Below are 14860 nucleotides of genomic sequence, written 5' to 3'. Positions count from 1 at the left end.
GCTTTCTATTCGGCGTTGTCATACTCGTCCTTTCTTCCTCGAAGGAACGCGGCAAGAAGAATCACTGCGCCCACTACGCAGGTAATCTTCCATGCAAGGATCAGCGGAGAGTAGTAGCTAAGAGTCACTTCGCCAGCTTCGGCAATCGTGAAGGCTTGTCCCCAGCCGTTCGTCGGCTCAGCTGCGCTCAAACGCTTCCCGTTGAGCGTGGCAGTCCAATGAGGATTGGATCGTTCAGCAAGTCGCATAACGCCTGGGCCAGGAACGTGTGTTCGGGCGCCGATAACCCCGCTAGCAAGCTCACCGCAGGGAGCATCTTTCGAGGCCTCGGCAAAGCACAGCCGCGCGGGCTTGCTTCCATCGGGGCGCACTCTCCATGCGCTTCCCGCTTCTGTTTCACCAATTTTTTCAATTCCCGGCGCGCGATCCAAGGTTTGTGTCATGGATGCGGCGGCGGGGCCTGAGGACTTCACGATGATCGTGTCGATGTCGTGAAGAGCCAAGTGCCTGGCAGTCGCATCATCCGGGAATGAAACCAGCGTTGCGATTGATGTGGACAATTGTGCGGATGCAGCGTCGCTGCTCGCGTTCAGTCGCTCCTGCAATTTAATCCACGAGGCCACGGTGGAGTGCTCGCTCCAAGCTGGACCCGCCTCGCGCCAGATTCGTACGTCGAGGTCACCGTCGGCGCCAATGTTGATGGCCATAACTCGCGCGTCCCTCGAGGAGTTTTGCGCGTAGCGGGACACGAGCGGGACCTGGGTGCCCGCGGAGCGCGCGCTCCACTGATCTGAAGGAATAAGAGGAAGCCAAGCCGAGGCACTCATGACAAGGAAGGGAATCAAGGCGATGCACGCCACGCTTGTCAATGCGAGGCGCTCAAACTTTGACGCGGATCGTGTTTCCTCGCCGCAACTGAGGACCACCAGAATCAGGAGCAGCATTTGGAGACTGGTCAGTGCGCCTCCCCAGCCGAAGATCGCGGAGCTATCGGAGTCAACCGCAAGGTGTGAAACGAGGAGCGCAGCCAAACCAGCTGCAACAACTCCGGCCATCAGGAGCGGAAGAGTCGCGGGGAAGGAATCCTCGCCTCGACGCTGACGAATTGTTCGAAGGAGAGCGAACACAGCCCAGGCCCACACGCAGGCCAGAACCAGCGTTGAAATGCCCATCCACTGAAGCGAGGAAGCTGCGGGGAGTCCCCACGCGCCCAAACCATAGGGCGATCGCTGGAAGGAAGCAGCGGCCTCGGCAGGGACGAGGAGGGCCGGCCATGCGCGCGTGAGTGCGGCGTCGATAAGGAAGGGAAGGATCAGAAGCAGGCCCGGAAGAAGCGTCGAGGCGCGCGCGGGCACACGCGCCAATGCAAGCAGTGCAATAAGAGCAAGAAGCGGGTATGCGGTGATGAGGATTGCTCCGACAATCGCGGCGCGCGCCCACGGGCGACGCATTGTGAAGCTCTCACCGCGGGAGAGATCATGCAGGGAGGCAAACCACAGGGGAAGAAAGACGTGGACAATGAGCGAGGCCATTCGCCCGCTCATCATCGCCATAAGTGCGCTGGGCATTGCCGCCCAAAGGCACATGAGCGCGACGCGAATGGTCGAGTTACTCGTGAAGCGCGACGCAAGAGTGTCCATATTCCATGCGGCCCATGCGGGGGCACAGATAAGGAAAATATGGAGAACAGTCGTAGGGGCGATGCGGATTAGCGCAAAGGGAGCGCAGACGATGCTCCAGATCAGGACGATCGGATCGAGCGCGTGCGCGTTTCCATCGCCTGCAGGAAGCCAGCCGGACCAAGCGTAGGTCCACAGGTCGGTGAAGCTTTCGGGTAGGCTCCGCCACGCTCCCCCGCTGATCCCGCCGAGGTCCGAGCGGAAGATCCACAAGCTTAGGAAGAGAAGACCCACGCAGGTGATGAGGCGCACTCCAAGATCACTCCTGCGTTTTTCACGCAGAGTGTCTTTCCATGATCCCTGCGTATCGTCAAGGTGAGCACTGCGCCGTACGCGCCGCATTCGCGTGGCATCCCAGCGGCTTGTGAGCAGGGGGCGCAAGCTGGAGCGCGGTTGGCTTGCGCAACGACTGTGGCGCGAGCGGGCGGCAAGAATGTGGGGGAAATGAGCGAAGAGCCCGAGCCATGCAAAGAAGCGCGCATAGGCTGATGATGCTCGCCCGCACAGGAGAAGACCCAGACACGTGAGAGGGATCCACACGAGGGAGGCCAGGGCCTTCGCAATGAGAGACACGGGGCTGGAAATCAGCGTTGCAAAGTAGAACTCACTTGAGCGACGAATACGCAGTGCCGAGGCCGTGCGGAGTTTGCGCGGGGAGGACAGCTGAAGGTGCGTGAGGTGAGCGTCGGGGGCTGCGACAACGCGGTAGCCGCTTCGGTGGAGGCGCCAGCACAGTTCGAGGCCCTCATTAAAGGGGCCGAGTGCGCGATCAAAACCGCCAACGTGCGAATATGCCTTTGCTAGGACAAGGAGTCCCGCACTGCCTCCGGCAAGCACATCGCTTGTTCCGTCGTACTGGCCCTGATCGATCTCACCATCGAAAACTTCGGGGACTCGACGTCCCGAAGATGTCGCGTGGATTCCCAACTCGCACAGAGTTCCATCCGGGCGAAAAATCTTTGGAGTAACAGCTGCGATAGAGGGGCCTTGGCCTGCAGCTTTCAGTTGCTCTTCGAGGCAGTTCGGGGATGGCTCGCAGTCATCATGTAAGACCCAGAGCCAATCATGACCGTGCAGCGATTGCCCGCATTCTTTGTCCTTAGCCAGTTTGGCAAGGGTATCGCTGAGATTTCGAGTTCGGCCGGCGGAAAAAAGAAGCGCTCCTTCTGGGAGGTCTTCAGCGACGATGACCTGACCGGAGGATAACGGTGAAGTGCGGGGAGCACGAACATCGCAGACGATGAGCTGGTCTGGGAGTCGAGATTGTTTGTCGAGAGCGTCAAGAAGCGAACGCAGCGCGGGGGTCATTCCCCGTGCGACGATGATTGCTGCAACAGTCCCCTCATAGGAGGGGCTCGTGCGCACCATTAGATGGCCGAGCGACGCAGACGACGACGTTCGCGCTCAGACAGGCCGCCCCAGATACCAAAGCGTTCATCGTTGGCCAGAGCATATTCGAGGCACTGCTGACGCACCTCGCAGGACTGACAAACTGCCTTGGCTTCGCGAGTTGAACCTCCCTTTTCAGGGAAGAATGCTTCCGGATCGGTCTGCGCGCACAGCGCGTGCTGTTGCCAGGCAAGGGGGCCGTCGGAGAAGGGAAGGTCTTCGACATCGGAAGTGTCGGACCACTGGATTGGTCCTTCACCCAGAATGTTCCACACGATATTTTCCCCTCTGTGTGATGGTTTGTAACAAAAAGGTCAATACGAGAATTACACGCGTGTCGTTCGCACCTGTCAAGCCGATTGAGGTTAAAGAAGGCGGCGAAAATAGGGCTTGAAAACACTGCACGAATTGACACTTTGCGCAAGTCCAAAAGCGCATGAAACCGCCGTTTCCGCGGAATTAAGCCAAAACCTGAACATCTTTCTGAACAGTTCCTGAGAATTTGAGGCAAAAACAGCATATTTCCGCCGTTTCAGCTACCCTTTTTCCATGCAAGCTATCTCACATTTTCTCTCCGTTACCCAGAACGCGAATCGCCCAATTTTGACCCACTATCACAGTTTTCGAGATGAAATTTCGGGTCCCGTGGCAGCTCGCTGGGTCGCGAAAATGGCGAATTTACTTGCATCAGACCTGAGCCCCGACCTCTTTGGCGGCGATGAAAATACTCCGCGCATCCTCATTAACCTCCCAGCGGGCTGGCAGAGTACGTTTTGGCAGGTCAGCGCTAATTTCATGGGTTGGGAGACCCGGACTGACACTATTTCTCAGGATTCCCCCAGCATCACTTTCAGCTTCGATGTGTACGTGTGTGATGATCTTGCGGCCCTTGAAGCAAGCACTGCAGCATGGCGCCTGGCCCACTCCACCGCTCCCCTGGCAATGCGTTGGAGAGGTTCTTTACCCGCTGGGATCCTTGACGCACTGGCCGAACTCATGGCACAAAGCGATCAATTTGAGTACGAGGCACTGGAGAGCGCGCCTGCCCTAGATGACTACATCGCACAAGTAGACGCCGACGAAGATGCCCTGTTCAATGCGGCCTCGGCACTGGGAATGCCGACGCGCCTCGGCCTGTACACCGAGAACTTCCCAAGTGCTCCCCTACTTACGCGCCTGTGGATGGATGGCCACAGCGTAGTGGTCGTCGACAAGTCGCATTATGGCGCCCAGAAGGCTCAGGAGATCTTCGCCAGCGAGAAGGTCCAACTTACTGTGGATGAGGAGCTGAAAGCGCCGCATGCAAGGGGCTGATCAGCAGTCCTTGAGTGGCGCGAGGATAACCTCATCACTTCTTCAGGTGGAAGATCTCTGTTCCCGCACGATTGATGCGAGCACCGTCACCGGTTTCGATATCCCAGCACACCATTGCTTCGTTTGTGCTGGCACACACGTCATTGCCTGCGTAAACGGTTTCGCCATAGGCAAGGGTTCGCAAACGCTCACCCTGGTTCGTGGGAAGCGGCCCATCGCGACGAGCGGCAATTTCTGGCATTTCCTCATCTTCGGAATAACCTGCAAAAACGATGGTATCTTTCGCTATCGGTTTCGAACCCGGGAATAGCACCGCATCGCCATAGGGCTTATCTACTCGATAGGAATCAACCACGCATAGTTGCAAAAGGTCGCTGGAGAACAAGCAATGAATGTTTCCAGAGGGCGAATTCACCCAGATTCCTTTGGCATCCCCCGTATCATCCAAGCGGGTTGCCCCCTGGGGAATCGTGCCGAGAGTTGGGGTCATTCCCCCACCTTGGGTATTCGCCGTGGCACTTTGCGTCGAGGCCGTGGGGGAAGAACCTTGGGAAGCCTCGCTTTGCGCGCCCGCCTGCGTTCCGTTTTCGCTTGCCGAGGCCACCGGCAAGTTCTGCGCACTCCCGCCGTCTGTGTGTGCCCTGCAGGAAGTCAGAGTAAGGCTAAACAGAGCAATGAAGGCGACGGCAGACACTTTGATGATGGGAGCACGCATGACAGAACCTCCAACAGCATTGTTTGGGATGCGTTGGAAGGAAGTATATCTACTTATTGCGCGTAAAAATAAACCTATACCCCAAGTAGTTACACACCGCTCCAGTGCCCATGGCAACGATCTTTGCCGCTGGTTTGAGTAAGGACAGCGAGAGTCCCAATCCAAGAGCGGGAAGACCGTGGACAATCGCCCAAATGATGGCAGATTGAAGGACCATTCCCGTGAACAGCGTTAATCCCGCAAAAGAGAAGAACGAGGCCCAGGAAAAACCTTTTGCTTGGAAGACGAAGTGCTGGTTAATCCAGTAGCTCACGCATACGGTGATAATCGTTGAGGTGATATTCGACGGGATCACCGGCAGATCGAAGCCCACCGAGAGCAGCGAGAAGAGCGAAAAGTCCAGAAGCGAGGTTCCAACACCCACCAAGAGGTAACGGTAGAAGGAACCTGCTTCAAGAAGACGCTTCCACGCCTTTTGAAAGACGTTCATAGATGCGTTGTCGCTTATCAGTTCGGGAGTACCGAGGAGTAGCGCAGGTACGCCAAGCGCATGGCCTCTCGGCGGGTCTTCAAGTTACCCGATTGAAGTAGTCCAACCACGAAGGACAAAACGCCGACTATTACCAGTGAGGATGCCAGTACAGCGCTGGGCAGCTTGGGGACATTGCCCGCCTGGATGAAATGCCAGATGACAGGGCCTCCAAAGCACAGGGCCAGGAGCATGAAGATTGCGGAGAAGATTCCGTAGAAGGCCATGGGGCGCTCATGCGCAACCAGGCGGCCAATCAGCCCGAGGATACGGAAGCCATCGTGGAAGGTACGCAGCTTGGATTCTGAGCCTGCGGGGCGGTCCTTGAAGCCGACGCCGTACTCGGCCTGAGGAACGCGCAATGCCATGGAGTGGACCGTGAGTTCGGTTTCGATTTCGAACTCACGAGAGAGCGCCGGGAAGGACTTCACGAAACGGCGAGAGAAAACCCGGTAGCCGGAGAGCATGTCGGTAACAGTGTCACCAAAGAGGAATCCGACTAGGGAGTTGAACATCTTATTGCCCTGGGCGTGGCCCGGGCGGTAGGCGGAGTTGTCCTTGTCGTCAACGCGGCAGCCCAGAACGTGATCAAGGTTTTCACGAACGAGCAGATCGATCATCTCGGGTGCGGCCGAAGCATCATAGGTATCGTCGCCGTCGATCATCACGTAAACATCGGCGTCGATGTCTGCGAAGGCACGACGCACAACATTGCCCTTACCCTTGCGGGTTTCGGTGCGAACGATTGCGCCTGCTGCGGCTGCAACTTCAGCGGTGCGGTCCGAAGAATTGTTGTCGTAAACGTAGACTTCAATTCCGGGAACTGCATTTTTCAGGTCCGTGACAACTGTGCCAACTGCGGCTTCTTCGTTGTAGCACGGGACGATTGCTGCGATACGCACCTTGAATTCCTTTACTCCGACATCGGGGGTTGCAGGCAGAACCTGCACTCATGCGTATAGCCTAGCGAAGATCACTGCAATTTAGCGAGACAGCACCCCCGGCAAGTCTGTTTTCTAACAGCGCTTCGCGTGGACAGTTAACTTATTTGACACCCAAGGGAACCAACGACTGTTTGTGCTCAGGTATTCGTCAAGGAAGAAGCAACCGCTCCCCCACACTCTAAGACCGGGAAAGCACTTTCAGAAAAGCCTTTTCGCAAGGCTGGACAACGAGCCGGAAAATTACGAAACATACAGCTAAAAGCACGAGGTAAATGAGCACGATGCTCAAAGAGGCATATGCAAGTCGCCATACTCCGCTAGGGCTGGGAACCGAGAAAACAAGTCCCCACAGGTGGGGCTTAAAAATAAAATTCTCGTGAAGAAGATAGACACCAAAAGTCGCCGGAGAAAGTGTCAGGACAAGGGAGGAAATTCTCTCATGCGTCGATGCATGCGTACGGCTTGAAATGTACTGAAGTGTCATGAGGAAAATGAGCACACCACAAATCACGGAAAGGATCGGAGACGCCCCTGTACCGGCTGTGAAGAGATTTCCTGGGTAGTACAACTGTTCCCTAAGGAAAGAAGAAACAGCAATTGTATGCGTACCAACCATGCAAATGAGCGCGCAGAGTATCATGATCGCCATCGCGAAATACCAACGTACGCGAGGCAAGCGATCTTCGTGTCGACGAATCAAAGCCCCGATGAGATAGAGAGTGCACAGATAGGACGCATCAGTAAAAGCCCATGTGTTCGCAGGATTCAGAATATGCCAGATAAAGGTAATCCATAGTGATAGGCACAGCAGTGCCCCGTGCTGGCGAGCTGAGGTCGCGTCAAGAAGAATATTGATATAAGGCGCGACAATCACCATCACAACGTATGCACTGATGAACCAGTACGCTCCGAATGTCACCGGGAAAACAGACATCAGGATAGAACGAGGATTGACAAAATATTGACTGGATCCCACAAAGTGCGACAGAACAAAGTAAGCACCCCATAATCCACATGAATAAATGAAGGTCTGAATCCAGATCTTTGCTACTCGTGTGAACGGGCTGCGTGTACTACGCGATAAAAAGTAGGCCGAGATGAGAACGAAAATTGTCACGCCTACTTGCCCCGGCATGATTGTGACCGCGTGGAGCGCTGATTTCCATGACTGGGCGAGTGCTGGATCTATGCGTGAGGGAGAATCATCAGAAGCAAAATAGTGCGTCGCAACAATGAGAAACATCGAAAATATGCGGAGAAGTTCGAGTTCCCAATGACGTTTCGTCGCTGGCTTCCCTATTTGTGCAGCACTCATTTTGTTCTTTCCACCTCTGATCGACAGATCAAGAACTTAGATTCGCGCGAATAAGGGAAGGTGTGAGCAGTTTGAGCTGCTCACACCTTCCCTTATCTCACAGACCGAAAGTCTTTTCCCAAGCCTGGACAGAAACCAATTCGGGAAGAGCTTCCCGATACTCACGGCTCAGCGAGGCCCAACGACGAATGAGCTCCGCGTGGAGCGCAATGCTCTCTGCCAGAGCACGACGGTAGTGCTTCGCATCGCGCTGGTAGCGCCACGCACCAGAACCTTCCGCGTTCGACACCAGAGCAGAGTTGAGGTTTGCAAGCCTCCACCAACGAGCATCCGTGCTGGAGAGAACATCCTCAACACGATCCTCGCGGTGTTCACCTTCAGGCAGGAATTGCTTGGTGATACCAGCGATTGCCTTCGAGATGAACTGGGCGCGTGAATCAGGCTTGGTGCCGACCGGAGCGGGCTTCTTACGGTGCACTACCGGGAAGTCTGCAGCCTCGGTCATCAGGCGTGCGTCGGTGTATTCCTTTGCCTTTGCGCGTGCCTCTGCAGCTCGGGTGTGCATCGACGGGTGCAGGTGACCCGGGCCAAGCAAGACATCCTTGAGTCCTTGGCGGCGCAGATCTGCACTGTAGTACTGCAGCGAGAGCAGCGCGCGAACGTCCGAGGCCAGCGAAGTCTTCGGGAAGGATGCACCGCGCGGGTAGGGAGAGTGCAGCAGCGCTGCAACCCAACGGTTGCGCTGGTGGAAGTAAGCCTGCCAGTCCAGACCGTCGTCTTTCTCGGTCCACGGCACGTGCCACACGGCAGCGCCAGGCAAAGAGACCGTCGGGAACCCGTGCTCTGCGGCGCGCAGACCATATTCGGAGTCATCCCACTTGATGAAGAAGGGGAGGGACAGGCCAATCTCAGCAACAACGGGCTTGGGGATTAAGCACATCCACCAACCGTTGTAGGCGACATCGATGCGGCGGTTCAGGCGAGGATCATTGCGGATGGTGCGCTGAGCCAAGTCAACCGTTGCAAGTTCCGGGTTGACAGCTCCCCACCAGAACTTGTGAGCATCGATAGTCTCACCCATTGAGTGCAAGATCGTACGCTCATTTGCATTGAACATGTGGCCGCCGACAATCGTCGGGGTCAGCGTGTGCTCTGCGAAGGCGAGGGCGCGAAGCAAGCCTTCAGGCTCGATGACGGCGTCATCGTCGAGCAGCAAGACATAGTCCGAATCGGGGTTCTTGAGCATCTCGTACATGCCGCGAGAGAAGCCACCAGAACCGCCGAGGTTCGCCTGCTCGATGACACGGAGCTTGCTTCCCAGTTCCTCTTGCAGACGCGGGTAACGCTCGCAGTCCTTCACGTTCTTATTGCCTTGATCAACGATCAGGATCTCAGCAATGTGGTCAAGGACCTCGGGTTCAGCTTGGAAGCGCTCAGCCTGAGTCAAGCAGTCCTCGGGAAGGTTGTAGGTGGTAATACCCACGGTCACATTTGCGTGGCGGTCACCTTCACGAGAAGGAACTGACCAGGTTCCCCATTCAAGTTCGACGTCTTCCTTGAGAGCGGTGATTTCCGGCCAGATCCAACCACCGTCACCGAAACGGTTCAGCGGAATGTCAAAGCTCAGCTCACCAGAGCCAGCGCGAGTTGCAACGGGAGTAAAAGTACCGCGCGCAGAAGAACGCATGACCTCAACAACGGCCCTCTTTGACAGCTTCAAAGTCAGACGAATGTTACGGACATCCGTCCACCGCTGCCAGTAAGAGGCAGGGAATGCGTTGAAGTAGGTTGCAAGCGAGAGACGTTCACGAGCAGGAATGAGCATTGACGTGCGTGTCGCATCGACGCCGCGCGGCATCTCAAACTGACGAAGAGTCAGGGCCTTCTCGTCTCCTTGCGAAGCACTCAGCGCCGCACTGGAAGGGGCAACTCCCCAGTCCACATAGAGCGGCCACAACGAAGTGTCGCTTTCTCCTGGAAACACTACGCGCTGAACAGGAACCCACTGTTGTTCGGTCACAGTTCCTTCAGCGACCGCTTCACTTTTTTCTTTCACGCGACACTCCTTCAATGTGTGCACTTATGTGGCAAGTCTATGTGAGAAAACGGAAGAAAATCTATGTCACAGCACCGCAGAGGCGTTGACTCTTAGCCAAGACCGCAGGCAGTGATCTTGTAAAGGCTGTATGGTCCGCGTTCCAGAACACGCTCAAAACCGGGTGTTTCCGGAGTAATATTCCGAATGCCGGTCCAAGGCGAGTGTTCATCAAAGATCTGTCGATGACGCTCAAGAACAATCGCGTAGCGGATATTTTCCTGTTGGATCACGGGACAAACTTCTTGAGGGTCTTCGGAAACCTTGTACAAGTCATCTATGATGACAGTAGTATCCGGTTTCATCTGCCCAATCCAGTTACCTGGCATCGACGTAAAGACGACCGGCAATCCGCTGGTCGCGTATCCAAACATCGATCCATCGAAGGGATCATTCGCCACCTTGTCGCGGGTACCGGTGATCTGACGCGCTTCATCCATAAAAGCAATCTCGTCAGAATAGGTGTAGTGGCTTGCTCGGTCTTCGGCATTATCTTGCATCGTAGTAATGCGCCACTTGATATTCCCCCCAGTCAGCGTGACCGCAGCGATCAGAGCATAGACGAGCGCCGAGGAAATCAAGCGAAGAGCAGCTCCCTTGGGATGTGATGTCTTCACAAGATTTTCACTCAGCCACGCAAGAGCAAGCGCCATCAGCGGAACTGCAAGGATTGACATCGCACCGGCGGGGCGATAGGAGTCGTGATACCAGAAGCCCGTCGCTATATTTCGGATGTGCCCTTCAAAGCCCGCACACAACACATAGAGGGCAGCGATAGATGCATAGGAAATAACAAGCCACGCCCGTCGATATTTGAGGATGGCAAGAAGACCACCGATGGCGACGCCAATAGCAAGAAGCCACTGGGCAGCCAAACGCACGGATGCTGCATTCGTGGAGAGAAGAAGGACCGCTGCAATCGCGCGTTTCGGACTTTGGAAGGAATCCCAACGCCACGTCACAGTGCGTTGCATGAACGGGGCTTTATACAGCGCATACCACAAGCAAGCTGCAAGAACGATCAGCACGAGTGCGGTCAAAGTTGCCTTAATCATGCTCCCGCTGCGACGACGCACCTGGTTGAAGGCAAGAGCAACCACATAGGGGAAGAGAATGACCGCAAGGGTGAAGACCGAGTTGGGCTGAGCCAAAGCGATGGCTGCAAAACCACCAATAGCGATCAGAATCAGACCGCAGAGCTCAGCACCCTTGAATTGCTTCATAAGCACGCCTCGAAGCAAAACAACAAATGCCGCAAGGTAAGCAGGCGCAAGCGCGTAGGAGAAGAAGTTTGAGTACAAGACGCCGAAAGCAAGCAATCCCCACGGGTATGCCGCAAACAGAGAAGAAACCAGAACAGCAAAAACCGGCGACAGACGCACCTTCTTCCCGAAAAGCACGTCCGTCAGCACGGCAGAAGAAAGAGGCCAAATGGTCAGCAAAACCACCAAGCACGATGCGTTAATCGCAACCGTCATTGGGGTTCCCAAGCCGGAAATCACCATAGATACCCAGCCGTGCCACAGAGCGGGATAGAAGTGTGAGCCAACGGTCCCGTCAACAGCTGCGCTATGAAGTGAGGATCCGTCACCGCTTTCGATCAGCCAGCGGATCACCGACATATGGAAGGGGGTGTCGTAGGTTGAGAAGAAAGCCTGGGGAGAAGGAACGGAGCGAATGAAAACTCCGATTGCGATCACGGCATTAACAATCAGTGCACCGACCAGAGCGATGGCGCGCGAACCCGCCCAGCCCGAGAAAAGCCTCTTATAATTTTCAAGCCAATGCCTCGGCCTCGAACCACACAACCACATGATCCCCGCAACCACGACGAAGACACCGACTTCGCAGCAAAGCACAAACTTCAGGCTCCAGTGTCCTGGAATAACGCCGCTCGCAAGTGACGCGAAGCCCAAGATCGCCGCTCCCGTCACGGGTGCGAAACCGACCGTATAGAGACGTTTACGCAGGAAAAGAGCGTTAACCGCAATTCCGGGAACGTACAGGATCGCAGCCAGCACAAGCGCCGGAACGATCACCGAGAGCCATGCCATTTTCTCTCCTGATCTACGTGAAAAGCCTGTTACAAGGAACGCAGTCGATCGACTGCTTCTTGTGCTGTGCCGTCTACAAGAAGCTCACCGTGGTGGAGCAGCACTCCCCTATTGCACAGGCGCGCAATCAGGTCAAGGTCGTGGCTCACAATCACCAAGGAGGTCCCTTGCTCTTGCATTTCATGGATACGGTCAAGGCACTTGCGTTGGAAGGGCTCGTCGCCCACAGCCAAAATCTCATCAACCAAGAAGATGTCCGGGCTGGTGTGGACCGCAACGGCGAAAGCCAAACGCAAGAACATACCCGAGGAATAGAATTTCACCTCGGTGTCGATAAACTTCTCAATTTCTGAAAAGGCGACAATATCGTCAAAAGCAGCTTCGATCTGCTCTTTACTCATGCCCAGAATTGCGCCGTTCAGAAAGACGTTTTCGCGGCCCGTTAGGTCCGGGTGGAAGCCTGCACCGACTTCAATAAGGCCAGCCATGCGTCCGCGGTATCCCACCGAGCCCTCATCCGGCGTGATGACACCGGAGATCAGCTTGAGCATGGTCGATTTACCCGAACCGTTGAAGCCGATCAGGCCAATCGAATCCCCCTGTTCAACCGTGAAACTCACGTGGTCAAGGGCACGGAAGTGATTGACCAATTGGTTGCGGCGCCCCGTCAGGCTCCAGACCAAACGATCCTTCAAGGTATGCGTATTACGCAACGCAAATTCTTTGACAACATCATCAACGCGAATAACTTCAGTCATCACAGCTCCTGGGCAAACTTGGGATCCATGCGCCTGAAAGAGACCTCGCCAAAGATGACGGCGCCAAGAGAAATCAGAAGAGCAATTCCCGTCCAGAGTCCCAGATTGGGGAGGTAGGGATTCGCAGCAGTATCAACCAGCGTCGGCTGCCAGAAACCATAGTGGAAAAGCTCAACCGCAATGGTCAGCGGATTGGCCTCGTACACCCACCACAGCCAGTGCCAGCCGTGGGCATCCAAAACGTCTCGCACGCTAAACCACGTGTACAAGACGGGAGACACCCAGGTGGCCATCATCAAGATCAGATCGACGAAGTTCTCTGAATCGCGGTAGAACACGTTGAGTGCGCCAGAGAAAAGGCCGATTCCCAGTGCGAACATCGACACGATGAGGAAGGCCGCCAGGATTGCCAGAACTCCCCACACCGTCGGATGCCAGCCAAAAAGGAGGGCACCAACGAAGAGAACAGCGACCTGTGGGAGGAAGTGAACAAGTGCGACCCACATCGCCGACATCGGGAAGAGCTCTCGGGGAAGATAGATCTTCTTCACCAGCGGAGCGTTGCCGACAACAGATCGGGTTGCGTTGCCAAAAACCTCCGAGAAATAGTTCATGAGAACCACGCCGGAGAACATGTAGATCACATAGTTCTCCACGGCGCGGTTCATCTTCATGAAAACGCCCAGCGCGAAGTAGAAGACCAAGAATTGGGTCAGCGGCTTCGCGTAGCTCCACAGCATTCCAAAGATCGAGCCGCGATAGCGTGCCCGCAGTTCCTTATGAACGATCAGGCTGGTCAGATAGGGCTGACGGAAAACCTCGATCAGTCCCGATGACTTGCCCGGGGTTTGGAATTGCTGCGATGCGATGTTACTCAACGAGTGGTCCCATCCTCGAACAAGGGGGCAAGCTCGTTATCGAGCATCGTCAGTGCCGAAGCGATGGCCATGTGCATATCCAGGTACTTGTAGGTACCCAGGCGGCCCCCGAAGAAGACACGGTCTTCATTCTTCATAAGCTCACGGTACTGCTCCAAGCGCTCGCGATCCTGCGCGGTATTCACCGGGTAGTAGGGCTCGTCGCCGTGATCAGCAAAGCGTGAGAACTCGCGGAAGATCACGGTCTTCTTGTCTTGGTAGTCACGCTCAGGGTGGAAGTGGCGGAATTCGATGATTCGCGTGAAGGGAACATCGATATCGCCGTAGTTCATAACGGAGCAGCCCTGGTAGTCACCGGTGTCGACGACTTCCTTTTCGAAGTCGACGGTGCGCCAGGACAGGTCACCTGCCGAGTAGTCGAAGTAGCGATCAACCGGGCCGGTGTAGACAACCGGAACCTTGCCGACGACCGCAGCCTTGTTCAGCGGGTTCTCGGGATCGAAGAAGTCGGTATCCAAGTAGACATCGATGAGGTCCGAGGCCACCATGCGTTCCATCCACGCGGTGTAGCCATCCACCGGCAGGCCTTCGTACTTATCGTTGAAGTAGCGCGAATCGTAGTTGTAGCGCACGGGAAGACGCGAAATGATCGAGGCGGGAAGATCCTTGGGATCGGTCTGCCACTGCTTGGCGGTGTAGTTCTTGAAGAAGGCTTCGAAGAGGGGGCGACCTACCAGGGAAACGCCCTTGGATTCGAAGTCGGTGATCTCTTGGCCGTCAACTTCTGCTGCCTGCTGGGCAATGAGCGCACGGGCCTCGTCCGGGCCGTAGGCGGCGGAGAAGAACTGGTTGATGGTTCCCAGGTTCACGGGCATCGGGTAGACAACGCCGTCAACGGTGGTCCATACGCGGTGAACGTAAGAGGTAAAAGAGGTGAAACGATTGACGTACTCCCACACACGCTCATTGGAAGTGTGGAAGAGGTGTGCGCCGTACTTATGAACTTCGATACCGGTTTCCGGATCAATCTCAGAGTAGGCATTGCCACCAAGGTGCGAGCGACGCTCAACGATTGCGACACGGAGGCCCCAGCGGGATGCGGCCTGTTCAGCAATTGTCAGGCCGAAAAGGCCAGATCCGACGACAACGAGGTCATAGTTCACGGTCGAACTCCTTTCAATCCCAGTCAG

12 protein-coding genes are annotated in these 14860 nt (G+C 55.7%); 1 reads left to right on the top strand and 11 read right to left on the bottom strand.

Annotation, left to right across the window (positions count from 1 at the left end; genetic code table 11):
* Positions 1-5: 5 nt before the first annotated feature.
* Entirely contained in the window at positions 6-3047 is a 3042-nt protein-coding gene (locus HMPREF1627_RS08250; protein WP_034502826.1) for a glycosyltransferase family 2 protein, read from the bottom strand.
* On the bottom strand, positions 3047-3343 hold the full coding sequence (locus tag HMPREF1627_RS08245; protein ID WP_034502825.1) for a WhiB family transcriptional regulator: 297 nt from the start codon (positions 3341-3343) through the stop codon (positions 3047-3049). Before HMPREF1627_RS08245 ends, HMPREF1627_RS08250 begins: the two co-directional genes overlap by 1 nt.
* Positions 3344-3617: 274 nt before the next feature.
* On the opposite strand from HMPREF1627_RS08245, the gene HMPREF1627_RS08240 reads away from it, so the two are divergent.
* Positions 3618-4382 (top strand): TIGR03089 family protein, encoded by a 765-nt coding sequence (locus tag HMPREF1627_RS08240; protein WP_034502822.1) that lies wholly within the window; start codon positions 3618-3620, stop codon positions 4380-4382.
* 34 nt (positions 4383-4416) lie between these two features.
* Here HMPREF1627_RS08240 and HMPREF1627_RS08235 read toward each other — a convergent pair whose 3' ends face one another.
* The 9 genes from HMPREF1627_RS08235 to glf all read right to left on the bottom strand — a co-directional run bounded on the left by HMPREF1627_RS08235 (position 4417) and on the right by glf (position 14833).
* Complete coding sequence (locus HMPREF1627_RS08235; RefSeq protein ID WP_034502820.1) at positions 4417-5097, bottom strand: hypothetical protein; 681 nt, start codon at positions 5095-5097, stop codon at positions 4417-4419.
* A gap of 49 nt (positions 5098-5146) precedes the next feature.
* A complete protein-coding gene (locus HMPREF1627_RS08230) occupies positions 5147-5587 on the bottom strand; it encodes a GtrA family protein (protein ID WP_034502819.1) in 441 nt (146 codons plus the stop codon).
* Positions 5588-5604: 17 nt separating this feature from the next.
* A complete protein-coding gene (locus HMPREF1627_RS08225) occupies positions 5605-6576 on the bottom strand; it encodes a glycosyltransferase (protein WP_052040905.1) in 972 nt (323 codons plus the stop codon).
* Between the two features lie 172 nt (positions 6577-6748).
* Positions 6749-7885: an acyltransferase family protein gene (locus HMPREF1627_RS08220; RefSeq protein ID WP_081940801.1), complete on the bottom strand. Its 1137-nt coding sequence runs from the start codon at positions 7883-7885 to the stop codon at positions 6749-6751.
* Positions 7886-7982: 97 nt separating this feature from the next.
* Positions 7983-9941 carry a glycosyltransferase gene (locus HMPREF1627_RS08215; protein ID WP_052040903.1) on the bottom strand — a complete coding sequence of 653 codons (1959 nt, stop codon included), beginning with the start codon at positions 9939-9941 and terminating at the stop codon, positions 7983-7985.
* A 92-nt stretch (positions 9942-10033) separates the two neighbouring features.
* Positions 10034-12034 carry a DUF6541 family protein gene (locus tag HMPREF1627_RS08210; protein WP_034502813.1) on the bottom strand — a complete coding sequence of 667 codons (2001 nt, stop codon included), beginning with the start codon at positions 12032-12034 and terminating at the stop codon, positions 10034-10036.
* Between the two features lie 29 nt (positions 12035-12063).
* Positions 12064-12792 carry an ABC transporter ATP-binding protein gene (locus tag HMPREF1627_RS08205; RefSeq protein WP_034502811.1) on the bottom strand — a complete coding sequence of 243 codons (729 nt, stop codon included), beginning with the start codon at positions 12790-12792 and terminating at the stop codon, positions 12064-12066.
* A complete protein-coding gene (locus HMPREF1627_RS08200) occupies positions 12792-13670 on the bottom strand; it encodes an ABC transporter permease (protein WP_034502809.1) in 879 nt (292 codons plus the stop codon). Before HMPREF1627_RS08200 ends, HMPREF1627_RS08205 begins: the two co-directional genes overlap by 1 nt.
* Positions 13667-14833, bottom strand: a complete 1167-nt coding sequence (glf, locus tag HMPREF1627_RS08195; protein ID WP_034502807.1) for a UDP-galactopyranose mutase — start codon at positions 14831-14833, stop codon at positions 13667-13669. The genes HMPREF1627_RS08200 and glf overlap by 4 nt, the downstream gene beginning before the upstream one ends.
* Between the last annotated feature and the right edge of the window lie 27 nt (positions 14834-14860).

Source organism: Actinomyces sp. S6-Spd3, from assembly GCF_000758755.1.
Lineage (GTDB): Bacteria > Actinomycetota > Actinomycetes > Actinomycetales > Actinomycetaceae > Pauljensenia.
The sequence above is the reverse complement of the archived record's forward strand: the minus strand, read 5'-3'. Positions and strand labels throughout refer to the sequence as shown.